This window comes from Kitasatospora sp. NPDC004272 (assembly GCF_053603035.1).
Window position 1 is genome coordinate 18,161 of sequence record NZ_JBSGET010000073.1, and the last position, 22,585, is coordinate 40,745.

The 22,585-nt window shown below is 74.6% G+C and carries 18 protein-coding genes; 4 read left to right on the forward strand and 14 right to left on the reverse strand.

The features are described 5' to 3' along the window. Window positions 1-89: 89 nt before the first annotated feature. From ACWEO5_RS22350 to argB, 4 genes are all read right to left on the reverse strand, one after another. Window positions 90-1,082 (reverse strand): ABC transporter substrate-binding protein, encoded by a 993-nt coding sequence (locus ACWEO5_RS22350; protein ID WP_452164052.1) that lies wholly within the window; start codon window positions 1,080-1,082, stop codon window positions 90-92. Window positions 1,083-1,189: 107 nt separating this feature from the next. Then, on the reverse strand, window positions 1,190-1,435 hold the full coding sequence (locus ACWEO5_RS22355; protein ID WP_452164053.1) for a phosphopantetheine-binding protein: 246 nt from the start codon (window positions 1,433-1,435) through the stop codon (window positions 1,190-1,192). A 47-nt stretch (window positions 1,436-1,482) separates the two neighbouring features. Beyond that, the gene (locus tag ACWEO5_RS22360) at window positions 1,483-2,835 is read right to left on the reverse strand and encodes a lysine N(6)-hydroxylase/L-ornithine N(5)-oxygenase family protein (protein WP_344555928.1); all 1,353 of its coding nucleotides are present in this window, start codon (window positions 2,833-2,835) and stop codon (window positions 1,483-1,485) included. 208 nt (window positions 2,836-3,043) lie between these two features. Further along, window positions 3,044-4,054 carry an acetylglutamate kinase gene (gene argB, locus ACWEO5_RS22365; protein ID WP_452164054.1) on the reverse strand — a complete coding sequence of 337 codons (1,011 nt, stop codon included), beginning with the start codon at window positions 4,052-4,054 and terminating at the stop codon, window positions 3,044-3,046. Between the two features lie 302 nt (window positions 4,055-4,356). Between argB and ACWEO5_RS22370 the strand changes: the two genes are divergently transcribed. Together ACWEO5_RS22370 and ACWEO5_RS22375 are read left to right on the forward strand one after the other, a co-directional pair. Then, window positions 4,357-5,640, forward strand: coding sequence for a ricin-type beta-trefoil lectin domain protein (locus ACWEO5_RS22370; RefSeq protein WP_452164055.1), 1,284 nt, complete (start codon window positions 4,357-4,359; stop codon window positions 5,638-5,640). A 240-nt stretch (window positions 5,641-5,880) separates the two neighbouring features. Next, window positions 5,881-7,560: a glycoside hydrolase family 64 protein gene (locus tag ACWEO5_RS22375; protein WP_452164056.1), complete on the forward strand. Its 1,680-nt coding sequence runs from the start codon at window positions 5,881-5,883 to the stop codon at window positions 7,558-7,560. Between the two features lie 163 nt (window positions 7,561-7,723). Here the strand turns inward: ACWEO5_RS22375 and ACWEO5_RS22380 are convergent, their stop codons facing one another. From ACWEO5_RS22380 to ACWEO5_RS22425, 10 genes are all read right to left on the reverse strand, one after another. Further along, the gene (locus ACWEO5_RS22380; RefSeq protein ID WP_452164057.1) at window positions 7,724-9,220 is read right to left on the reverse strand and encodes an MFS transporter; all 1,497 of its coding nucleotides are present in this window, start codon (window positions 9,218-9,220) and stop codon (window positions 7,724-7,726) included. Window positions 9,221-9,468: 248 nt separating this feature from the next. Beyond that, window positions 9,469-10,335 carry a Rieske 2Fe-2S domain-containing protein gene (locus tag ACWEO5_RS22385; RefSeq protein ID WP_452164058.1) on the reverse strand — a complete coding sequence of 289 codons (867 nt, stop codon included), beginning with the start codon at window positions 10,333-10,335 and terminating at the stop codon, window positions 9,469-9,471. A 64-nt stretch (window positions 10,336-10,399) separates the two neighbouring features. Next, window positions 10,400-11,779, reverse strand: coding sequence for an NUDIX domain-containing protein (locus ACWEO5_RS22390; protein WP_452164059.1), 1,380 nt, complete (start codon window positions 11,777-11,779; stop codon window positions 10,400-10,402). Window positions 11,780-12,210: 431 nt separating this feature from the next. After that, window positions 12,211-12,669, reverse strand: coding sequence for an SRPBCC family protein (locus tag ACWEO5_RS22395; protein ID WP_344555915.1), 459 nt, complete (start codon window positions 12,667-12,669; stop codon window positions 12,211-12,213). A gap of 94 nt (window positions 12,670-12,763) precedes the next feature. Beyond that, the gene (locus tag ACWEO5_RS22400; RefSeq protein WP_452164065.1) at window positions 12,764-12,934 is read right to left on the reverse strand and encodes a hydrophobic protein; all 171 of its coding nucleotides are present in this window, start codon (window positions 12,932-12,934) and stop codon (window positions 12,764-12,766) included. Window positions 12,935-13,035: 101 nt separating this feature from the next. Beyond that, a complete protein-coding gene (locus ACWEO5_RS22405; protein ID WP_452164060.1) occupies window positions 13,036-15,297 on the reverse strand; it encodes a SpoIIE family protein phosphatase in 2,262 nt (753 codons plus the stop codon). A 142-nt stretch (window positions 15,298-15,439) separates the two neighbouring features. Beyond that, window positions 15,440-19,273 carry a HAMP domain-containing protein gene (locus tag ACWEO5_RS22410; RefSeq protein ID WP_452164066.1) on the reverse strand — a complete coding sequence of 1,278 codons (3,834 nt, stop codon included), beginning with the start codon at window positions 19,271-19,273 and terminating at the stop codon, window positions 15,440-15,442. A 239-nt stretch (window positions 19,274-19,512) separates the two neighbouring features. Further along, entirely contained in the window at window positions 19,513-19,980 is a 468-nt protein-coding gene (locus ACWEO5_RS22415; RefSeq protein ID WP_452164061.1) for an ATP-binding protein, read from the reverse strand. Beyond that, the gene (locus tag ACWEO5_RS22420) at window positions 19,980-20,477 is read right to left on the reverse strand and encodes an STAS domain-containing protein (RefSeq protein WP_452164062.1); all 498 of its coding nucleotides are present in this window, start codon (window positions 20,475-20,477) and stop codon (window positions 19,980-19,982) included. The genes ACWEO5_RS22415 and ACWEO5_RS22420 overlap by 1 nt, the downstream gene beginning before the upstream one ends. Window positions 20,478-20,610: 133 nt before the next feature. Continuing rightward, window positions 20,611-21,555, reverse strand: coding sequence for a SigB/SigF/SigG family RNA polymerase sigma factor (locus ACWEO5_RS22425; protein ID WP_452164063.1), 945 nt, complete (start codon window positions 21,553-21,555; stop codon window positions 20,611-20,613). Between the two features lie 425 nt (window positions 21,556-21,980). Between ACWEO5_RS22425 and ACWEO5_RS22430 the strand changes: the two genes are divergently transcribed. Together ACWEO5_RS22430 and ACWEO5_RS22435 are read left to right on the forward strand one after the other, a co-directional pair. Beyond that, window positions 21,981-22,304, forward strand: coding sequence for a plasmid stabilization protein (locus tag ACWEO5_RS22430; protein ID WP_344555905.1), 324 nt, complete (start codon window positions 21,981-21,983; stop codon window positions 22,302-22,304). A 5-nt stretch (window positions 22,305-22,309) separates the two neighbouring features. After that, on the forward strand, window positions 22,310-22,579 hold the full coding sequence (locus tag ACWEO5_RS22435; protein ID WP_452164064.1) for a hypothetical protein: 270 nt from the start codon (window positions 22,310-22,312) through the stop codon (window positions 22,577-22,579). Window positions 22,580-22,585: the final 6 nt, after the last annotated feature.

The window sequence follows — 22,585 nt, forward strand, 5'->3', positions numbered from 1 at the left end:
GGGCGCGGGCCGCGGTGTGGTGCGAAAAACGGGTTCGGAGGTGCGTCGGGCGGACCGCTGCCGCTGCGGTCCGCCCGACGGGGGTGGGCCTACCGGCCCTTGAGGACGGTCTCGATCTGGTCGAGCACGTCGATGGAGGTGCCGTACCGGTCGGTGGTGGCGTACGTCAGCGGGACGACCTTGCCGGCCTTGACCGCCTTGAGGTTCTGCCAGGACGGCTGCTTGTCCAGGTCCTTGGTGTCCTGCGGCACCTCGCCGGTGGCCGCCGTCCTCGGGATCAGGATGACGTCGGCGTCGGCGAGCACGTCGAGCTTCTCCACCGAGTAGGTGACCTCGTGGTCGGTGGTGTCGGCGGACGCCTGGGAGAACTGCGCGCCCGCGTCGGCGAGCACCCGGCCGACCCAGGAGGTCGCGGTGTCGACCAGGAACTCGCCGCCGCCGTAGGAGGAGGCGATGGTCCACTTGGTGGAGTTGAGCTGGTCCGCGTAGTCGGCCTTGATCTTGGCGGCCTTGGTCTCGTAGTCGGACTTGAGCTTCGCGAACTCCGCCTGCTTGCCGACCGCGGTGGCGATCTTCTCCTGGGCGTTCAGCAGGTCGACGGGCTTGTCGATGCCGAAGTACAGGGTCGGGGCGATGCCTTCGAGCTTGCTGACGCCCCAGTCGAAGGCGGTGGCGCCCTCGACGATGATCAGGTCGGGGCGCAGCGAGGCGACCTTCTCGATGTTGATCTCGATGCCGGAGCCGATCGGCTCGATCTTCTTCGCGGCCTCGGTCTGCGCGGGCAGCAGCTCCATCGGGTTGTTCTCGTCGATGGTGCTGGTGCCGACGGGCTGCACGCCGAGGTCGAGCAGTGCGCCGGTGGCGTAGGAGACGCTGACGATCCGCTGCACCCCGGCCGGGACGGTGATCTTGCCGTTGCTGGCCTCGACGGTGACGGGGCCGCCGGTGTTGACGGCGCCGGAGGCGGCCGGGGCGGCGTCCTCGCTGTCGCCGCTGGAGCCGCAGGCCGTGGCGGCGAGCGCGACGGCGGCGGCCGCGGCGAACGCTCTGGCGGTGCGGGAGGTCAGGGCGCGGGTGTTCATGGTTCTCCGTGGGTCGTTGCGGCGGGGGGAGTTCGGGCCCGGGCGGGGGCCGGTCAGGATCGGCCGGGCCCGGTTCGGACCCGGTTCAGGCCCGAATCAAGCCCGGATCAGGCCCGGTTCAGGTACGCGGACCAGGCGAGCAGGGTGGGCGCGGTGCCGAGGTCGGCCAGGTCGGCGAACTCGACCCGGGCGCCGCGCGCCCGCCAGGTCTCGACCAGGTGCATCACCCGCATCGAGTCCAGGCCGAGGTCGCGCAGGTCGTCCTCGTCGCGGACGTCCTCGGGGCGCTCGCCGAGCAGTTCGGCGATCTCGGCGCGCAGCGTGTCGGGGTCGAAGCCGGGGGCGGCGGTCATGTCGGTGGATCCGTTCGTGAGGGGGCGGTCGGTCGGCCGGTGGCCGGTCAGCCGATGGCGACCCGGGCCCGCAGCTCGCGGGCGGTCCGGCGCAGCAGCATCGAGTCGCGGATCTCGCCGGAGCGCACGGCCAGCGTGGACAGCAGCGAGGAGGTGATGCCGTGGGTGTGCTCGGTGCCGCCCTGCAGGTAGAGGCCGACGTCGAGGCTCTCGTCGGTGAGCACCCGGTGGTCCCGGTCGACCCGCAGCCGGCCCTGTCCGTCGGTGCGGCAGGCGGCGGCGAGCCGCTCGCCGAGCAGCCGGCGCGGGTCGAGGTGGGTGTAGCCGGTGGCGAGCACCACCGCGTCGCACTCCAGCACCTGTTCGCGGCCGGTGGTGAGCGAGCGGACGTGTGCCCGGGCCCCGTCGGCGACCTCTTCGGCGGCGGTCAGCCGGGTGGCGTTCAGGACCCGCAGGCGCTCCTGTCCGGCGACCTTCTCCTGGTAGGCGGTGCGGTACAGCGCCTCGATCAACTCGCCGTCCACGACTGAGTAGTTGGTGTTGGCGTGCTGGGTCAGCAGGGTCTGCCTGGCGGCCTCGGGGGCGGCGTGGAACTCGTCCACGGCGGCCGGGTCGAAGATCCGGTTCGCGAACGGGCTGTCGTCGGCGGGGCTGTAGCCGTACCGGGAGAGGACGGCGCAGATCTCCGCCCCGGGGAAGGTGCGGTGCAGGTACTCGACGGCCTCGGCGGCGGACTGGCCGGCGCCGACCACCGCGATCCGCCGGTACCGCAGCGGCTGCTGCGCCAACTCGGGTGCGCGCAGCAGTAGTTCGCTGGTGTGCCAGAGGTGCGGGCCGGTCCGGACGCCTTCGGGCAGCCGGGGGGTGAGCCCGGTGCCGATCGCGATGTTGCGGGCCGCGCGCACCTGCCGGGCGCCGCCGCCGAGCGCCTCGGAGACCACCTCGACCCGTTCGGTCCGGCCGTCGGGGCCGGTGACCGGGTGGATGCCGGTGACGGTGCGGCCGTAGCCGACCCGGTCGGCGAACTCGGCGGCGCACCACTCGAAGTAGTCGTGGAACTCCAGCCGGGTCGGGTAGAAGGTCTTCAGGTTGATGAAGTCGGCGAGCCGGCCGTGTTCCTGGAGGTAGGTCAGGAAGGTGAAGCGGCTGCGCGGGTCGCGCTGGGTGACCAGGTCCTTCAGGAAGGACACCTGCATGGTCGCGCCGTCCAGCAGCATGCCCCGGTGCCAGCCGAAACCCTCTTGGCGCTCCAGGAAGTTGACCCGCAGCGGGGGTTCGGCGCCGGCCCGGTTGTGGTCGTCGACCGCGATCGCGAGGGCGAGGTTGGCGGGGCCGAAGCCGATGCCGATCAGGTCGTCGGCGTCCCCGTCCGTGCGGACCGCCTCGTTCTCCAGCGACATGCGCGTCCTTTCCCTCTTCCGGGTACCGGTGCGGCAGGGACGGGCAGGCCCGCGCCCCCATTTACTTTGGTAAGGCTTACCTAACTTCTCTCATCGCGGGCAGCTGAGTCAAGTTCAGCCCGCACTGCGGCCAGCGCCTTTGGCACGACGAGCCGGACCGCGCCCGGAGCAGCGGCCCGAACGGCCGGACGGTCCACCCCCGGACGCACTACCGGAGGGCGAGCAGCGCGCCCTCGCCCACCGGACCGCCAGAGGCCACACCGCCGGAGACCGCACCCCCGGAAGCCGCACCCCCGGAAGCCGCACCCCCGGAAGCCGGGCCACCGGAAGCCGCACCCGCCACCACCCGGGTCCCGGGCGCGTCCGGGCCGAACGCGCGCAGCACCGCGCCGGGCACCCGCCCGTCCAGCATCCGCACCTCGCCGACCCCGGCGCGCAGCGCCGCCAGGCAGGCCGCCGCCTTGGGCGCCATGCCGCCGGCCAGGGCGGGCAGCATCCGGGCCAGTCCGTCCGCGTCCAGGTGCTCGACCGGCGGGCCCTGCGGCGGCCAACTCCGGTACAGGCCGGGCACGTCGGTGAGCATCAGCAGGGAGTCGGCGCCGAGCGCACCGGCCACCGCGGCGGCGGCCGTGTCGGCGTTCACGTTGTAGACGGCGCCGTCGGAGCGGTCGGCGGCGGGCGCGATCGAGGACAGCACCGGGATCCGGCCGTCTGCGAGCAGTGCCGTCAGCAGTCCGGTGCGCACCTCGGCGACCTCGCCGACCCGGCCGAGGTCGACCCGCCGCCCGTCCGCCCGGCCCCAGCGCTTGACGGCGGCCAGGGTGCCCGCGTCCTCGCCGGTCAGGCCGACCGCGAACGGGCCGTGCGCGTTGATCAGGCCGACGAGTTCGCGCTGCACCTGCCCGGCCAGCACCATCCGGACCTCGTCCGCCACTTCGGGCGTGGTCACCCGCAGCCCGCCCGCGAAGGGGGCCCGCAGGCCGATCCGGCGCAGGTGCGCGTCGATCTGCGGGCCGCCGCCGTGCACCACCACGGGCCGCAGCCCGGCGTAGCGCAGCAGCACCGCGGAACGGGCGAAGGACTCCTTCAACTCCCGGTCCACCATGGCGTTCCCGCCGAACTTCAGCACCACCGTCGCGCCCCGGTGGGCCCGCAGACCCGCCAGGCAGGACAGCAGGTCCGGCCCCCGGTCCGAGGTTCGCGCGCCCAGTTCGGCCACCACGTGTCTCCCGCCCTCGCCCCGCCACCCCGATTAGTTAGGCAAGGGTTACCTTACATGCCCTCCGGCCCGCCGCCCAGTGCACGTCGAACCGGGTCGCCCCACCACCGAGAGAGCGCTCTCACAAGCCCCGGGCGGCCGATCCGGCATCAGCCGCCAAGAACTGAAGGCGAGTTGCGGCCAAAGGTCCGAAAAATCAGCCGTTCTTTGACATTGCCATGCCGATATCGGGTCCGTACCATTCAGATCCACCGGCGGAGGCGCCCCGCCGAAGAGAGCGCTCTCAAGCAAAGGATTCCTCCATGGCTGCTGCCCCACGCACGCGCCGTTGGCCCCTCGGCGGATTCGTGCTCCTGCTCGCCACCGCCCTGATGACCGCCGCCCCGTTCGGCTCCACCTCCACCGCGGGCACCGCCGCCACCCCGCTCGCCGCCGCACCGGTGGCCGCCGGCACCTGGAACGACGACTTCGACGGACCGGCCGGCTCCGCCGTCGACCCCGCCAAGTGGACGATGGAGACCGGCGGTTCGGGCAACGGCAACCACGAGCTGCAGTACTACACGGCGGGCGCCGCGAACGCCGCGCTGGACGGCCAGGGCCACCTGGTGATCACCGCCAAGCGCAGCACCGACCCCGGCCTGTCCTGCTGGTACGGCACCTGCCAGTACACCTCGGCCCGGCTGAACACCTCCCGCACCTTCAGCCAGGCGTACGGGCACTTCGAGTCCCGGATCAAGATCCCGCGCGGGCAGGGCATCTGGCCCGCGTTCTGGATGCTCGGCAACGACCTCGGCACCGTCGGCTGGCCCACCAGCGGCGAGCTCGACATCATGGAGAACATCGGCCGCGAGCCCGGCACCGTGCACGGCACCATCCACGGCCCCGGCTACTCCGGCGCGGCCGGCATCGGCGCCCCGTACAGCCTGCCCGCCGGGCAGTCCTTCGCCGACGCCTTCCACACCTTCGCGGTCGACTGGAGCCCCACCGCCATCACCTGGTCCGTGGACGGCACCGCCTACCAGACCCGCACCCCCGCCGACCTGGGCGGCAACCGCTGGGTGTTCGACCACCCGTTCTTCGTGATCCTCAACCTCGCGGTCGGCGGCGACTGGCCCGGCAGCCCCGACGGCTCCTCGACCTACCCGCAGACCATGACCGTCGACTACGTCCACACCACCACCTGGGGCGGCAGCACCGGCGGCAGCTACACCGGGCGGATCACCGGCCCCGGCGGCATGTGCGTGGACGTGGCGGGCGGCTCCAGCGCCGACAGCACCCCGATCCAGCTGCACAACTGCACCGGCAGCGCCGCCCAGCAGTGGACGGTGGGCACCGACGGCACCGTCCGCGCCCTCGGCAAGTGCCTGGACGTCGCCGCCGCCTCGCACGACGACGGCGCCGCCATCCAGCTCTACACCTGCAACGGCACCAGCGCCCAGCAGTGGGTCCACCGCTCCGGCAACGACCTGCAGAACCCCGGCTCCGGCAAGTGCCTGGACTCCCCCAACGGCTCCGCCGCCGACGGCACCCACCTGCAGCTGTGGACCTGCAACGGCACCGGCGCGCAGAAGTGGACGTTCGGCTGACGCGACGTCGGCACTGACACCCCGTCACCGCCGACACCGCACCCCGCGACCACGGGCCGCCCCCACCGGCCCCTCCCCCGGCGCGGCCGGCCCGTCCCTCGCACCACCGCCGGCCGGCCGCGCCCCCGGCCCGCCGACCCGCGGCCCGTACTCGCGGGCCTGTGCTCGCGGGCCCGCCCCCCCGCCCCCGCAGGCCCGCACCCGCACGGCCTCCCCCACCCGAGAGGACTCCCCCACACCATGACGCCCCGTCACGCGGCGAAGGTCTCCCGCCGCACCCTGCTGACCGCCGCCGCGCTCGCCCTGCCGGCCGGCTACCTGGCGCTCGGCGGCCAGGCCCAGGCGCAGACGCCCGCGACCCTGCCGCTCGACCTGGCCAACACCACCGGCAGCAACACCGTCTACGCGTACGTGGTCGGCCGCGACCCGGCGACCGGCGGCGGCTGGGCCTTCCTGCAGTCCGACGGCGCCAGCCTGTACCACCCGCCGAACCCGGCCAACGACCAGACGCCGCTGGGCGTGGACTGCGCGATCGCGCTGAACCCCTCCGGGGCGGCGCCGCGCCGGGTGACCCTGCCGCACCTGGACAGCGGCCGGATCTACTTCTCGGTCGGCGCAAAGCTCACCTTCCTGATGAACCGCGGCGGCGGCCTGGCCCTGCCCTCGGTGGTCAACCCGTCCGACCCGAACATCGACGTCCGGCACGACTTCTGCGAATTCACCTTCAACAACGACCAGTTGTTCGGCAACATCACCTTCGTCGACATGGTCTGCCTGCCGATCGCCTTCCAGCTTGAGGTCTCCGGCGGCGCCACCCAGACGGTGCGCGGCCTGCCCTCCGACGGCCTGGCCCGGGTCGCCGCCGCGCTGCGCGCCCAGTCCGCCGCCGACGGCTCGGACTGGAGCAGGCTGGTGGTCAACCGCTCTGGCGCCGACCTGCGGGTGCTCGCCCCCAACCTGGCGATCCGCGGCAACAGCGCCCTGTTCAGCGGCTACTTCGAGCCCTACGTCGACCAGGTGTGGAGCAAGTACGCCGGCACCGACCTGCGGATCGACACCCAGTACACCTGGGGCGCGTTCACCGGCCGGGTCAGCGGCAACACGCTCACCTTCCCCGGCGCCGGGTCCTTCGCCAAGCCGTCCACGCTGGCGATCTTCTCCTGCAGCGACGCGCCGTTCACCACCGGCAACGACCTGATGGGCAACCTGAGCGCCCGGCTGGCCGCCGCGTTCAACCGCACCACGCTGCTCAGCGACCCGAACCAGCCCACCGGCGAGAACCCGGCCGCGTTCTACACCCAGGCCCGCACCAACCACTACGCCCGGATCCTGCACTCCACCACGCCCGACGGCCTCGGCTACGCCTTCCCGTACGACGACGTCCACCCGGCGGGCGTCGACTTCGAGGGCAAGGTGCAGTCCGGCGCGCCGACCCGCTGGGTGATCACCGTCGGCGGCCTGGCGGGCAGCGGCGGCGGGGGCACCAGCAGCAGCCCGACGCCCGGCGGCGGGGGCGGCAGCGCGTTCGCCACCGTGCAGGCCGAGTCGTACGCCGCCCAGTCCGGCGCGCAGACCGAGGCGTGCTCCGACACCGGCGGCGGCACGGACGTCGGCTGGCTGGCCAACGGCGACTGGCTGCGCTACTCGCTGGACTTCGGCTCCACCGGCGCGACCCGGATCGACGCCCGGGTGGCCTCCGGCGCGGCCGCCGGGGTCAGCGGCCTGGTCCAGGTCCGGCTGGGCAGCCCCACCGCCACCCCGGTCGGCAGCTTCGCCGTCGGCAACACCGGCGGCTGGCAGACCTGGAAGACCGTCCCGGCCGACCTGAGCCGGATCACCGGCGCCCAGACCGTGTACCTGACCTTCAGCAGCGGCCAGCCCGCCGACTTCGTCAACCTCAACTGGTTCACGTTCTCCTGACGGACCGTCAGGCTGCGCGCGGGGGCGCCCCGGAGACCATCCGGGGCGCCCCCGCCCGGTTCACCGGGCGCCGTGCCGCAGGGTCCGGCGCACGAGCCGCGAGACGGCCCACCACGCCGCCCACCGCACGGCCCGCCGGAGGACCACCCAGAGCGGGAACATCTCAGGAGGCCGTCGCGTCGGCGCGTTCGACCTGGCTGAGCGGGGCGGCCAGCGACTCCAGGCTTCGGCGTTCGGCGCGCACGCCGAGGAACGCCTCGACCAGCCCGGCGGCCGTCATCAGGGCCGCGCCGATGCAGAACGCCAGCGTGGCGTCGCCGACCTCGCCGCTGCTCACCAGGCCGTTGAACAGCAGCGGCCCGGAGATGCCGCCCGCCGCGGTGCCGACCGCGTAGAAGAAGGCGATGCACAGGGCGCGGGTCTCCAGCGGGAAGATCTCGCTGACGGTCAGGTACGCGGCGCTCGCCCCCGCCGAGGCGAAGAACAGCACGGCCGTCCAGCAGGCCGTCATCCCGACGGCGCTCAGCGAACCGTTCTGGAACAGCCAGGCGGTGCCGAACAGCAGCACGCCGGAGCCGATGTAGCTGCCCGCGATCATCGGCTTGCGGCCGACCGAGTCGAAGAAGTGGCCGAGCAGCACCGGGCCGAGGAAGTTGCCGACCGCGATCACCGCGAAGTAGTAGCCGGTGTTGCCCGCCGGGACGTCGAAGAACTGGGTGAGGATCACCGCGTACCCGAAGGTGATCGAGTTGTAGAGGAAGGACTGCCCGATGAACAGCGACAGACCCAGGATCGTCCGGCGCGGATAGGTGGAGACCAGGGTGCGGGCGATGGTGACGAAACCGATCGGGCCGCGCTCGCGGATCCGGATCGGCGGCTCGTCCACCGGCGGCAGCGGCTCGCCGGTCTCCCGCTCGACGATCGCCTCGGCGTCCCGGACGATCTCCTCCGCCTCCTCGCCCTTGCCGTGCGTGAACAGCCAGCGCGGGCTCTCCGGGACGTGCCGGCGCACCAGCAGGATGACCAGGCCGAGCACCACGCCGATGCCGAAGGCCAGCCGCCAGCCGACGTCGGTGGCGAACAGCGAGGTGTTCAGCAGCGCGATCGAGGCGAACGCGCCGAGCGCCGCGCCGATCCAGAAACTGCCGTTGACGATCAGGTCGACCCGGCCGCGCACCCGGGCCGGGATCAGCTCGTCGATCGCCGAGTTGATGGCCGCGTACTCGCCGCCGATGCCGAAGCCGGTGAAGAAGCGGCAGACGAAGAAGAACCAGGGCGTCCAGGACAGTGCGGTGACGCCGGTCGCCAGCAGGTAGACGGCCAGGGTCAGCATGAACAGCTTCTTGCGGCCCAGCCGGTCGGTCAGCCAGCCGAAGAACAGCGCGCCGCAGCAGGCGCCCGCCACGTAGATCGCGGCGGCGACGGTGGTGACCTGGGCGGTGCTGATCGCGATGCCGCTACCGGGCTCGGCGAGCCGGGCGGCCAGGTTGCCGACGATGGTGACTTCCAGGCCGTCCAGGATCCAGACGGTGCCCAGGCCGATCAGGATCCGCCAGTGCCAGGGCGACCACGGCAGCCGGTCCAGTCTGGCCGGGACGTCGGTCTCGATGACGCCCGGGTCGCCCCCGGCGCCGACGGTGCGGTGTTGCGGTGCGGACATCTCGACCTCCGTCGTCCGGTCGTGCGCCCGGAACGTCCGGGCGCCGCGCACGCGTCTGCCCGCTGCGGCCGCCCGCACACCCGCGCCGGTCCGTCGGACCGCGCCGACCACGGGTACCGGTCGCGGCCCCGGCGGCGTGCGCGGACTCCCGGCCGGCCGGGACCGCGCGGACCCGCCCCCCTGGGCACGCGCTCCCCCGGACCGACCGGGCGCCCCGTGCCGGTACCGGTCCCCCGTCCGGCCGTCGCTCAGCCCTCCGGGTGCGGGCGGGCCTCCAGGCGGCCGGCCAGGACGCGGGTCTCGAAGCGCGGTTGGGCGGCGGTGGCCGGGCCGCGGGCCGGGCGGCCGTCGGAGAGCCGGAAGCGGGAGTGGTGCAGGGGGCACTCCAGGCAGCCGGCGACGACCTCGCCGCCGGACAGCGAGGCCGCCATGTGGGTGCAGCGGTCGGCGAGGACGGTCCAGCCGTCGTCGTGGGTGCGGACCACGACCACGGGGACGTCCCCGAGCAGGCGGCGGACGGGGGCGCCGAGGGGGATGTCGGCGGTCGCCCCGAGCGGTTGCCAGTCGGACGGGGCGAGCCGGGGTTCGGCCTCGGCGTGCGCGGCGCCGGCCGCCTGGTGGTAGGCCAGGTGGCCGCCGAGCGCGGCGACCAGGCCGACGGTGCCGGTGCCGGCCAGGCCGAGCAGTCGGCCGCGGGCGCGGTGGCCGTGGCAGCGGGCCCGCAGCGAGCAGGCGTGCAGCAGGGCGGCGGTGACGGCCCCGGCGGCGTGCACCAGTCCGGTGCGGCGGTGGGTGGGCGGCAGCCGGGACCAGTCGACCCAGCCGGCCAGCAGCACCGGTGGCAGGACGGCGAGTCCGGCGGCGGTGAGGCGGCGCACGGCGCGCTCGTCGCCCCCGGTCAGTTCCAGCAGGCTCGCGGCCGTCCAGCAGCCGATCGGGGCCTGCGCGAGCGCCGGGTGCAGCGGGTGTCCGAGCCACACCCCGTGCAGCACGTCCCGGGCCGGGCCGAGCGGCAGCCGCTGCACGAGGGCGGCGATCCGCTCCGCCACCGGGTCCAGGAACGTCCAGCTCGCCGGGGTGTCCAGCCGGTCGGCGGCAGCGTGGTAGGTGTCCATGCCCTCGCGGCTGTCCGTCCCCGCTGCGGGCAAACACCGGGCGGCCCGGGGCCGGGCGGGCGGTTCAGGTGGCGAGCCGGGGCAGGTAGTGCTCCAGGTAGGGCGGGACGCGCAGCGCGGGGAGTTCGGCGAGCGGGACCATCCGGACGGCCGTCCCCTCGTCGCCGAGGCGCAGTTCGGCGTCGGGGCCGTTCCACTGGGCGTGCAGGACGCGGGTGGTGGGGTGGACCAGGGGGTGGTGCGGGCCGGGGAGGGGGCGGATCCGGGTGATGGTGATGCCGGCCTCCTCGCGGGTCTCGCGGGCGGCGGTCTCCTCGGGGGTCTCGTCGGCTTCCCGCAGGCCGCCGATCGGGGTCCAGTGGCCGGGCCAGGCGATGCCGGGGACGTCGTCGCGCCGGTGCATCAGCAGTCGGCCGTCGCGGTCGGTGACCAGGACCAGGACGCCTTCGAACTCGCCTTCGGGGCAGGGCTGTTCGAGGTAGAGCGCGCGTCCGGAGCGGTGCGCGCGGAGGACCTGCAGGAGCCACCGGTAGCGGTCCGGGTCCATCCGGGCGCGCCAGTCGTGGGCGGTGGCGAAGCGCCACTCGGTGTGCTCGGCCGGGTCCAGCCGGATCCTGGCCTGCTGCTCGGCGGTGAGGACGCCGCCGTCGAAGACGTAGCCGCAGAACGGGACGGGGTGCCCGGTGCCGGCCCGTTCGTGCAGGACGGCGACCAGGCGGCGCCGGGAGAGCACGTCCGGGTTCTCGGCGGCGAGGTCGAGCCCGAGTTCCTCGCCGGTCTCGCGCAGCGCGGCGGCGAACGGCGTCTCGCCGGGGTCGACGTTGCCGCCGGGGATGTCCCAGACGTCCGGGTCGGCGGCGGAGCGCATCCCCAGCACCCGCCCCTGCGGGTCGGTGAGCAGCAGGCAGCTGTACGCGCCGGGGCGGTCGACGGTGGTGAGGTGCCCGCCGACCGGCCGCCAACCGGGCCGCGCCAGGCGGGCGGTGAGCCATTCGACCACCGCCCGCTGTCCCTCGCCGGTGGGCGGCAGCCGCCCGGGCTCGGCCCACCGGTGCGCGTCGTGCTCCGGCGACGGGCGCACCGCGGTGCCGTCCGGGACGACCGCGGTGAAGACGAACTGCCGGGTCCGCCGGCCGTGCCGGTCGGTGCCGTCCAGGTGCCGCAGGTACTCCAGCGGCAGGCCCTCGATCCCGGTCCGCCCGGCCAACTCCCGGACCGCGCCCGCCGGTACGCCCTCCCCGTCCGCGACGTCCCCGCCCGGGTACTCCCACTGCTCGGACGGCGACCGCCGCTCGGACGGCGACCGCTGAGCGGGCGGCGCGGCGGGCGCGGCCCGGCGGAGCAGCAGGATCCGGCCGGAGCCGTCGCGGACCAGCACGCCGACGCCGATCCGCCCGACGCCCTCGCGCCGGGCCAGGTCGGTCAGCACCGTGAAGTCGATCACCGGTCGGTCTCCTCCTCGTTCTCCCGCGTCCCCGGTCGCCCGGACCCGGCCGGTCGGATCCCGCCGACCGAATCCTGCCGACCGGACACCTCAAGTCGGCCACGGAGGAGTGGAGTTGGCGTACCGTCCGGAGCGGGTGCGGGTCAGTGGGGCCAGCTCGATCATGGGGCCGTCCGCGCACCGGCTTCAACCGGCCGCCACCGGTCGCCTGCCGCCCCGGACCCGGGTTTCCCGCCTCCGGGCCAGGGCACCCGCCGCCCGGGAGCGCCACCCGACCCGCCCTCGAATTCACCCGTTCGACTGAACCCGCGGACGCCCCGGACCCGCGGCCGCCCCCGGACGCCCGGCCGCCCGGACCCGCCCCCGGACGCGCAGGCGCGCGCAGCCCCGCTGAACGGTGCGGGGCGGCGCGAGGGTGCGGCGGGCGCGGGTCAGGCGGGGGTGATCCGTCCGCGCCAGCCGCCGTTCTCGACTCCGCGTTCCTCGATGAAGGACTTGAAGCGGTCGAGGTCGCCGCGGACCCGGCGGTCGATCATGCCCAGGGTGTCGGCGGCGCGTTCGGCCATGCCCTGCGGGTCGTAGTCCATCGCCAGCCGGACCTCGCAGCGCGAGTCGTCCAGCCGGGCGAAGCTGACCACGCCCATCTGCTGGACGTCGCCGCCGACCGTCCGCCAGGCGATCTTCTGGTCGGGCAGCTGGTCGACGATCTCGGTGTCGAACTCCCGGGTCACGCCGGCGATCTTGGTGCGCCAGTGGTTGTGGCGCTCGTCGATCTGGACGACCTGCTCGACGCCGTCCATGAAGCGGGGGAAGTCCTCGAACTGCGTCCACTGGTCGTACGCGGTGTGCAGGGGGACGTCCACCTCGATGGTCTCCTGGACCATGCTCATGCGTTCTCCTCCGTTTCGTTCAGTGGCTGTTTCGTTCAGCGGCTGTCTCGTCAGCGGCTGTCTCGTCAGCGGCTGCGGGCGGTGGCCGGGCAGGTCACCATCGGTACCAGCGGGAACGGCTGCCACCGGTCCCGGCACCCCGGGCGAAGAAGCCGATCAGCCAGATGATCAGCACGGCGAGCGCGATCCACCACAGCACCTTCACGGCGAATCCCGCACCGAACAGGATGATGATCAGCAGGAGCACCAACAGCATCGCGAGCACGGTGGTCACCTCCTCGGTCCACGGGCGGCCGTCGAGTGGGGACGGACGGCGGCCGCCGACCCGCTGTGGGTCTGCCGGGCGTCTGACCGGTTCGTCCCGTCTCAAACGTTTTCGTCCGGGTCCGGGGCGAGGACCTCGACGGCGATCAGGCAGGTGTCGTCGTCGGTGTCGGCGGTGCTGGTGGCCAGCGCGCGGTCGAGCAGGGCGTCCAGGTCGGCGGCGGGTTCGGCGAGGGTGCGGACGAGCTGTTCGAGCGGCTCCTCGACGGACCGGTCGCGCCGTTCGATCAGGCCGTCGGTGTAGAGCAGCAGGACGTCGCCGGGGCGCATGGCGAGGTGGTGCTCCTGGTAGTCGGGGTCCTCGGCGGCGCCGAGCAGGATGCCGTGCGGCATCGGGAGCGGGCGGGCGGTGCCGTCGCGCAGCAGGACGGGCGGGAGGTGGCCGGCCCGGGCCCAGTGCAGGGTGCGGGTGTCGGGGTGGTAGCGGGCGCAGACGACGGTGGCGGTGGCGGCGCCGGTGAGCTCGGCGGTGGCCTGGTTGAGCCAGCCGAGCAGGCGGCCGGGCCCGGCGCCGGTGTGGGCGAGGCCGCGCAGCGCGTGCCGCAGGGCGACCATGCCGGTGGCGGCCTCGACGCCGTGCCCGGCCATGTCGCCGACCACCAGCAGCGCGGTGCGGTCGGGCAGCAGGGTGGTGTCGTACCAGTCGCCGCCGACCCGGTCGCGCTGCGAGGAGGGCCGGTAGCGGACGGCGGCGCGCAGTCCGGCGCTCTCCAGCGGGGGCGGGGCGGGCGGCAGGATGGCCTGTTGCAGGCGCAGCGCGAGCAGGTGGCGTTCGGCGGCCTCCTGCCGGGTGGAGGCGAGGCTCTCGGTGGTGGCGGCGAGCGCGGTCTCGGTCCAGTGCTGGGCGGAGACGTCCTGGAAGGCACCCTGCACGGCGGCGGTGCGCCCGCTCGGGTCGGGGACGGGTTCGGCGACCATCCGGACGTAGTGGGTGTAGCTGCTGAGGTGCCGCATCCGGAACACCGTGGAGTCGGAACGCCCGTTCTGCACGGCCGAGTTGACGACCCGACGGACGTTCTGCTCGTCGTCGGGGTGGACGTGCGCGGGCAGCGCGGCGAGCGGGACGGGGGCGGTGCCGGGGGGCAGGCCGAGCAGGTCGGCGGTGCGCGGCGTCCAGTGGATCTCGCCGGTGCGCAGGTCCTCCTCGAACCCGGCGAGGTGGCTGAGGCGCTGGGCGGTGCGCAGCAGCCGGTCGGTGCGGTCGTCGGCACCGCTGGGCCGCCAGCTGACCAGCAGGTGGCCGGGCGGGGCGGCGAGGCGGGCGGCGGCGAACTCCAGCAGGACGGGGGTGGGGGTCTGGCCGGCGAGGAAGGTCAGGGCGAGGCTGTCGGCGTGTTGCGGGCGGCCGGTGGCGTGCACCCGCAGCAGCAGGTCGAGCAGGCCGTCGGCGCAGGCGCGCGGGTAGGTGGCGGAGAGGGTGCGGCCCTCGACCCGGTGCGGGGGGCGGTCGGCGAGGTCGGTGAAGGCGGCGTTGACCCGGACGATCCGGAAGTCGACGGGTGTGCCGGTGGCGGGTTCGGGGGCGAGCAGCAGGGCGGGGGCGAGGGCGGCGTCGAGGGCGGCGGTGTCGGGGCCCGCCGTGGTGCCGGCGGGGGCGGGGTCGGGGCGGTCGGTGAGGGCGAGGGCGCTGACCTCGGCGGCGACCCGCAGGCGGCGGCGTTCGGCGGGGGTGGGTTCGGGCGGGCGCTGCGGCCAGGCGAGTTCGAGGACGGCGGCGGGGCCGTCGGCGCGGTGCAGCGGGACGGCCAGGCGGTAGGGGGCGCGGTCGGCGCCGAGGGTGGCGCTGACCGGGCCGGTGGGGCCGAGCGCGGCGCCGGCGGCCAGGGCCTGCTGGGCGGGGGTGGGCAGGCCGGGCGGGACGTGCCGCCAGGCGGTGCGCTCGGTCTCGGTGAAGCCGGGTGCGGCGGCGGGGTGCAGGGCGCCGCCGGGCTGGACGGTCCACAGCACGGCGGCGGTGGCCCCGAGCATGTCGGCGATCTGGGTGAGGGTGGCCTCGACGACGGGCGGCGGCCGGCCGGGCGGTGCGGTGGGCGGGGCGGGCGGGGCCGGGCCGGGCCCGGTGGTGCTGCCGGTGGTGGCGGCGGGCAGCGTGGTGAGGATGTCGGCGGCGAGTTCCTGCGGGCCGAGGTGGGCGCGTTCGGCGAGCGCGAGCAGCTGGGCCCCGGCCTCGGCGGGTCCGCAGCCCAGGCGTTCGGCCAGGACGCCGGTGGCCAGCGCGGTGAGCGGGCGGGCGGCGAGCGCGGTGCGCAGTTCCTCGGTCTCGGCCTGGGCGCCGCGCAGCCGCAGCGCCAGCAGCTGGCGCACGCTCGGGTGCGGTCCGGGCCCGCCGGGGTCTGCTCCGCCGGGTCCGCCGGTCGGGTGTGGTCCGGGCCCGCCGGGATCCGCTCCGCCGGGTCCGCCGGGTCCGGCTCGGTTCTCCGGCGGCTTCCTGGGATCGTTCATGCCGTCAACCCTCCACCCAGCGCTGCACGGTGGCGATCAGCTGGTCGGCGTCGACGGGTTTGGTGAGGTGGTCGTCGGCCCCGGCCGCGAGACTGCGGGCCCGGTCGTCGGGCATAGCCTTGGCGGTGACGGCGACGATCGGGACGGTGGCGTGGTCGGTGCTCTCCCGGATGGCGGTGGTCGCGGCGTAGCCGTCGAGTTCCGGCATCATCAGGTCCATCAGGACCAGGTCGGTCTCCGGGTGGGCGCGCAGCAGGGCCAGTCCGGTGCGGCCGTTGGCGGCGTGCAGGGCGGTGGCGCCCTCCAGTTCGAGCGCGGTGCTGAGCGCGTAGACGTTGCGCGGGTCGTCGTCGATGACCAGCACGGTGCGTCCGGTGAGCCGGCCGACGGGCGCCGGGGCGGCCTCCCGGCCGCTCCCCGAACCGGCCCCCGGCTCGGGCCGCTCACCGGGCCGCTCACCGGGCCGCTCGTCGGTCGTGAACCGGGCGATGCGTTCGCGCAGTTCGTCCAGGCCGGTGGTGACCTCCAGCCGGTCGGCGGTCGGGACGGGCCGCCCGGCGCCGCCGGTGTGGCCGAGGACGGGGACGGGGTCGGCGCGCCGGTCGAGGGCGGCGAGCAGGGTGCGGGCGCCGTCCTCGGGCAGGCCGAGGTCGAGCACGACCAGGTCGTGGGGGGCGCGGTCGAGGGCGTCGACAGCGCTGTCGGGGCCGCCCGCGCTGTCGACGGTGGTGGCCGGGTCGCGGCCGGTGACGCCGCTGCGGGTGAGCAGGGTGAGCAGGCCGGGCGGGTCGGGTTCGACCACCAGGATGCGGCGCTCCCCGCCCCTGGGCGCGGCGGCGGTGTCCTCCCCGGTGTCCGTCTCCGCTCCGGTCCCGAGGTGCGCGGCGGGCAGCAGCAGGGTGAAGCGGCTGCCTTCGCCGGGGATCGATTCGGCGCTGACGGCGCCGCCGAGCAGCCGGGCGAGTTCGCGGCTGATGGACAGGCCGAGGCCGGTGCCGCCGTACTTGCGGCTGGTGGTGCCGTCGGCCTGCTGGAAGGCGCCGAAGATGGATTCCAGGTGGTCGGCGCCGATGCCGATCCCGGAGTCCTGGACCCGGAACGCGACGGCCGCCAGGTCGCGCCGCTCGGTGGGCAGTTCGCCGGGCCGGGCGGGTTCGACGGCGAGTTCGACGAAGCCCCGGTCGGTGAACTTGACCGCGTTGGACAGCAGGTTGCGCAGGATCTGGCGCAGCCGGGCCTGGTCGGTGTAGAGGTGCTCGGGCGCACCGGGCCCGGTGGTGATCCGGAAGTCGAGTCCCTTCTCGGCGGCCAGCGGGCGGAAGGTGGTGTCCACGTAGTCGAGCAGTTCGCGCAGCTCGAACGGTTCGACGGTGACGTCGAGCTTGCCCGCCTCGACCTTCGACAGGTCGAGGATGTCGTTGATCAGCTGGAGCAGGTCGGACCCGGCCGAGCGGATCACCTCGGCGTACTCGACCTGCTTGCCGCTCAGGTTGCCCTCGGTGTTCTGGGCGAGCAGCTGGGCCAGGATCAGCAGGCTGTTCAGCGGGGTGCGCAGTTCGTGGCTCATGTTGGCCAGGAACTCCGACTTGTACATCGAGGTGCGGGTCAACTGCCGTGCGCGTTCCTCCAGTTCGCGGCGGGCCTGTTCGATCTGGAGGTTCTTGGCCTCGATGTCGCGGTTCTGCGCGGCCAGCAGTTCGGCCTTCTCGCCGAGTTCGGCGTTGGAGCGCCGCAGCTCCTCCTGGCCGTCGACCAACTGTTCGGAGCGGGCCCGCAGTTCGGAGGTGAGGCGGCGGGACTCGCGGAGCAGTTCGTCGGTCCTGGCGTTGGCCAGCAGGGTGGCCAGGGTGGTGCCGATGTCCTGGGCGAGGCGCTCCAGGAAGTCCCGGTGCAGGTCGGTGAAGTGGTGCAGGGTGGCGACCTCGACCACGCCGAGCAGCTTGTCCTCCATGGTGACCGGCTGGATCAGCAGTTCGCGGGGGGTGGCCGAGCCCAGTCCGGAGCCGATCTCGGCGTAGCCGGGCGGGAGTTCGCCGATCGCGATGGGGCGGCGGCTGCGCCCGACCTGCCCGATCAGCGACTCGCCGAGACCGAACCGGCGCGGGGTGTCGGCGTGGTGGTGGCCGTAGGCGGCGGCCCGGACCAGCACGGTGCCGTCGTCGGTGTCCTCGGCGAGGTAGCAGGTGCCGTACTGGGCGTCCAGCAGCGGGCACAGCTCGTCCATCAGCAGCTCGGCCACGGCGGCCGGTTCGCGCCGTCCCTGGATCAGCGCGGTGAGCCGGGCCAGGTGGGTCTTGAGCCAGTCCTGTTCGCGATTGGCCCGGGTGGTCTCGCGCAGCGACTCGACCATCACGTTGATGTTGTCCTTGAGGTCGGCGACCTCGCCGGAGGCGTCCACGGTGATCGAGCGGGTCAGGTCGCCCGCGGTGACCGCGCCGGTGACCTCGGCGATCGCCCGGACCTGCCGGGTCAGGTTCCCGGCCAGCTCGTTGACGTTCTCGGTGAGCCGCTTCCAGGTGCCGGAGACGCCCTCCACCTCGGCCTGCCCGCCGAGCCGCCCCTCGGTGCCGACCTCGCGGGCGACGCGGGTGACCTCGGCGGCGAACGAACTCAGCTGCTCGACCATGGTGTTGACGGTGTTCTTCAGCTCCAGGATCTCGCCCCGGGCGTCTACGTCGATCTTCCGGGTCAGGTCGCCCCGGGCCACCGCCGTGGTCACCTGCGCGATGTTGCGGACCTGCGAGGTCAGGTTGTGCGCCATGAAGTTGACGCTGTCGGTGAGGTCCTTCCAGGTGCCCGCGACGTTCGGCACCCGGGCCTGCCCGCCCAGCGTGCCGTCGGTGCCGACCTCGCGGGCGACCCGGGTCACCTCGGCCGCGAACGCCGACAGGGTGTCCACCATGGCGTTCAACGCCCCGGCCAGCGCGGCGACCTCGCCCTCCGACTCGATGGTGACGCGCTGCGACAGGTCGCCCCGGGCCACCGCGGTGGCGACCTGGGCGATCGAACGCACCTGGCCGGTCAGGTTGGACGCCATCACGTTGACGTTGTCGGTCAGGTCGCGCCACGTCCCCGAGACCCCCCGGACGTCCGCCTGCCCGCCCAGGATCCCCTCCGTCCCCACCTCGCGGGCCACCCGGGTCACCTCGCCCGCGAACGAACTCAACTGCTCGACCATCGTGTTGACGGTGCTCTTCAGCTCCAGGATCTCGCCGCGCGCCACCACGTCGGCCTTCCGGGTCAGGTCGCCCCGGGCCACCGCCGTGGCGACCTGGGCGATCGAACGCACCTGCGCGGTCAGGTTGCCCGCCATGAAGTTGACGCTGTCGGTCAGGTCGCGCCACGTCCCCGAGACCCCCCGGACGTCCGCCTGCCCGCCCAGGATCCCCTCCGTCCCCACCTCGCGGGCCACCCGGGTCACCTCGGCGGCGAACGAACTCAACTGCTCGACCATGGTGTTGACGGTGTCCTTGAGCTCCAGGATCTCGCCCCGGGCGTCTACGTCGATCTTCCGGGTCAGGTCGCCCCGGGCCACCGCCGTGGTCACCTGCGCGATGTTGCGGACCTGGGTGGTGAGGTTGCCCGCCATCGCGTTGACGCTGTCGGTCAGCTCCCGCCACGCGCCGTGCGCCTGCGGCACCTCCGCCTGCCCGCCGAGCACGCCCTCGGTGCCGACCTCCCGGGCCACCCGGGTCACCTCGGCGTTCAGCCGGGCCAGCCGCTCCGCCATGTCGTTGTACACGCCGGAGATCTCGCCCAGCACACCGGGCGCGTCGGGCAGCCGCAACGCGAGGTCGCCGTCCCGGACGGCGGTCAGGCCCGCCAGCAGCCGGCGCAGCGCCCGGCCGTCGGGCTCGGCGTCCGGGAGGGGCTCGGCCGCCCGGGCGTGCTCCCCGTCGAGCCCCCGGCTCCGGTCCGAACGGTCCGGGCGGTCCGGGGGCGGCAGCCGGTGCGGCCGTCCGGGGTCCGGTGTGCTCTCCACGCGACCACCACCTCGGCTCCGAGAGGACGGCCCGGCCCCGGCGGGCGGGGCCGCTGCCTGCTTCCACGCTTGCTTCCACTGTGGCACCTCCGGGGTCAGGCTTCCGCCGGAGGCCGGACCACCTCCAGCCACACCGTCTTGCCGCCGCCGACCAGCGGCTCGCTGCCCCAGGCGGTCGCCAGCCGGTCGACCACCCGCAGCCCGTGCCCGCCGGGCCGGGCGGGCACCCGGGGCGGGCGCAGCACCGGCGGCCGGTCGTCGGCGTCCCGCACGGCGACCCGCACCAGCGGCCCGTACCTGGTCAGTTCCAGCAGGTAGGGGCCGGCCGCGTGCTGACAGGCGTTGGTCACCAGCTCGCTGGTCATCAGCAGCACGTCCTCGGCCACGGCCCGGACGGCGGGGTCCGGACCGGGCAGCCAGCCCCAGGCCCGCAGCGCGAGCCGGGTGAACTCCCGCCCCCGGGCGACCGTCCCCGGCACGGCGGTCAGCGGCAGGCTGCGCCGGTCGGCCCCGGTTCGCGGCGGGTCGGCGGGGTGGGCGCGGGAGGCGGGCTGCTCGGTCATCACGGGGCCCCGATCGCGTCGTCCGTCCCGCCCGCGTCTCCCGCTCCCGCCCAGGTCCCGGCCCCGCCGGCTCCCGTCCCGCCGACCCCGGTCCCGGGCCCGTCGGCCCCGTCGGCGCCGGCCCCCGGCAGCGGCGCGGCGAGCGCGTCCGCCACGGTGGAGCGGACGTCCAGCACCTCGTCCGCGCCGGTGATCTCCAGCATCCGGGCGACCACCGGTCCGGGCGCGGCCAGCAGCAGCGGGAGGCCGGCCCGGAGGGCGGCGGCGTGGGCGCGCAGCAGCAGGTTGAGGCCGGTGGAGTCGCAGAACCCCAGGCCGCCGCAGTCCACCACCAGCCGTCCGGGCGGGTCGGCGACGGCCCGTTCCAGCGCTTCGCGCAGCGGGCCGACGCTGTCGTGGTCGAGTTCGCCCTCGGGCCGTACCACCAGCGCCCCGCCGGGGCTGTCCAGTGCGACGGTGAGCGGGGCGCCGGGATCCGCGCCCGGTAGTGCGTCCACGACTCGAACACCTCCTGCCGTACGGTGCCGGGGCCTTCCGTCCGGGACCTTGCACCCGGGGCCTTTCACCCTGGGGCCGCCGTCGGGTCCCGGCCACCCGGCCGGTGTCGCGGCTACCCGACCGGCCCGCAACTCAATCGGCGGCCCCGGCCCGGCCCGGCCCGTCGGCCGTCCCGTCGCCCTCCCCCTCGGCCTTGCCGGCGGTCGTGCCCTCGATGTGCTCGCGCAGTCCGGTGAGGGTGGCGGCGAGGATCCGGGAGACGTGCATCTGGGAGACGCCGATCTCGGCGGCGATCTCGCTCTGGGTGAGTCCGCCCCAGAACCGCAGCAGCAGGACGGTGCGCTCGCGTTCGGGCAGCCGGTTGAGGAACGGCTTGGCCATCACCCGGAGTTCGGCGACCTCCAGTTCGGGGTCGCAGCTGCCGAGCCGGTTGACCAGGGCGCTGCCGGGGTCGTCGGGGCCGTCCTCGCGCAGCGAGTCGAGCGAGTCGCAGCGGCACAGCCGCCCGGCCTCCAGCCCTTCGGCGGCCTCCTCCTCGGTGACGTCCAGCTCCTCGGCGAGTTCGGCGGTGTCGGGCAGCCGGCCGAGGGTCTGTTCGAGCCGGTCGGAGGCGTGCACGGCCGCCAGGTAGCGCTCCTGCACGCTGCGCGGGACGCGCAGCGGCCAGGAGGTGTCGCGGAAGAACCGCTTGATCTCGCCGGAGATGGTGGGGATCGCGTAGGTGACGAACTCGACGCCGCGGTCCGGGTCGAAGCCGTCGACGGCCTTGATCAGGCCGACGGTGCCGACCTGGACGATGTCGTCCAGGTCCTCGGGGCGGTGCCGGAACCGGGCGGCGACGAAGCGCACCAGCGGCATGTTCAGCTCGATCACGGTGCCCCGGACGTAGCTGTGGGCCGGGTCCTCGGGCGGCAGCCCGGCCAGCCGGTGGAACAGCGCGTCGCTGAGCCGGCGCGCCTCGTACTTGCCCATGGCGCGCATCTCGCTCCGGGTGGGCCGGCGCAGCGGGTCGGCTTCGGCCGTCCCGCCCCCGGTCCGCCCGGCGGTGGCGCCGGTGGTGGTGGACGTGGTGGTCACGGGGAGTCATCTCCCGGGTGCGGTAGGGGCCTGCCCCGGCGGCCCGGGCGGTGCGGGCACGCCGCGCGCCGGACGGTGCGGACCGTCCGCGGCTCGGCGGGCCGCACGCGCGGTGGCGGCGGCGGGGCGGGCGAGAACCGTGGAACCCGGCTTCTTCAGGCGACGGCTCCCGACACGCGGCGCACGGCCGCGGACACTCGGTCCTGCGGCCCCGGCTCACGTGCCGTGACGTGTCACACGAGGTGACGTGGCGACCCCTGCGGGTCGGCCCCGCCGGGCGGTGCGCGCTCGACGTGGCGTTCTACTTGTACCCAGCCCGCCCGTTCCGAACCGGATTCCGCGGATCGACCCGATCGGCCCGGTTTGCCCGCCGGACGGCGGGTATGCGCGCCGGTGACCCACCCGGTGACGGAAGGAGTTCCACCATGCCCGCCGGATCGAGCCCCAAGCGGGAGCGCCAGTACGAGCACATCAAGGAGGGCGAGCTGAAGCGCGGCGCGAGCGAGAAGCGAGCCACCGAGATCGCCGCCCGCACCGTCAACAAGGAGCGCGCCCGGCACGGCGAGAGCCGGACGGCCAGCCGCAGCTCCACCCACGACGTCTCCTCCGGACACCGGGGCGGCAAGCGCTCGCACCAGGGGCCCGGGGGTCCGACGTACGACCAGCTGTACAACGAGGCGCGGCAGCGCGGCGTCAAGGGCCGTTCGAAGATGAACAAGAGCGAGCTCGCGCACGCCCTGGGGAGGTGATCCCGGTGCCCGCACCCGTCACACCCGCCGCGCCCGCGCCCACCGCACCCACGACGGCCGCCGCACCCGCCGCGACCATCCCGATGCCCGTCGACCCGGACGTCCGGCCGCCCGAACCGCCGGACGCGCCGCCCCGGCCGACCGACCCGCCCGACCCGCTGAGCCCCACCCCGCTGCCGCCGGACCCGGACCCGCCGATCGCCAGCGAGTCGCCGAGCCGGCCGAGCCGTTCGCGCAGCACCGGCAGCTGTTCGTCCTCGGCCTCCAGCAGGTAGATCACC

Coding starts and splice junctions, on each gene's coding strand:
- ACWEO5_RS22370 (WP_452164055.1), top strand. CDS start 4,357: ATGGCTGCTGCCCCACGCACGCGCCGTTGGCCCCTCGGCGGATTCGTG.
- ACWEO5_RS22430 (WP_344555905.1), top strand. CDS start 21,981: ATGCCCGCCGGATCGAGCCCCAAGCGGGAGCGCCAGTACGAGCACATC.
- ACWEO5_RS22415 (WP_452164061.1), bottom strand. CDS start 19,980: ATGACCGAGCAGCCCGCCTCCCGCGCCCACCCCGCCGACCCGCCGCGA.
- ACWEO5_RS22350 (WP_452164052.1), bottom strand. CDS start 1,082: ATGAACACCCGCGCCCTGACCTCCCGCACCGCCAGAGCGTTCGCCGCG.
- ACWEO5_RS22395 (WP_344555915.1), bottom strand. CDS start 12,669: ATGAGCATGGTCCAGGAGACCATCGAGGTGGACGTCCCCCTGCACACC.
- ACWEO5_RS22385 (WP_452164058.1), bottom strand. CDS start 10,335: ATGGACACCTACCACGCTGCCGCCGACCGGCTGGACACCCCGGCGAGC.
- ACWEO5_RS22375 (WP_452164056.1), top strand. CDS start 5,881: ATGACGCCCCGTCACGCGGCGAAGGTCTCCCGCCGCACCCTGCTGACC.
- ACWEO5_RS22380 (WP_452164057.1), bottom strand. CDS start 9,220: ATGTCCGCACCGCAACACCGCACCGTCGGCGCCGGGGGCGACCCGGGC.
- ACWEO5_RS22355 (WP_452164053.1), bottom strand. CDS start 1,435: ATGACCGCCGCCCCCGGCTTCGACCCCGACACGCTGCGCGCCGAGATC.
- ACWEO5_RS22360 (WP_344555928.1), bottom strand. CDS start 2,835: ATGTCGCTGGAGAACGAGGCGGTCCGCACGGACGGGGACGCCGACGAC.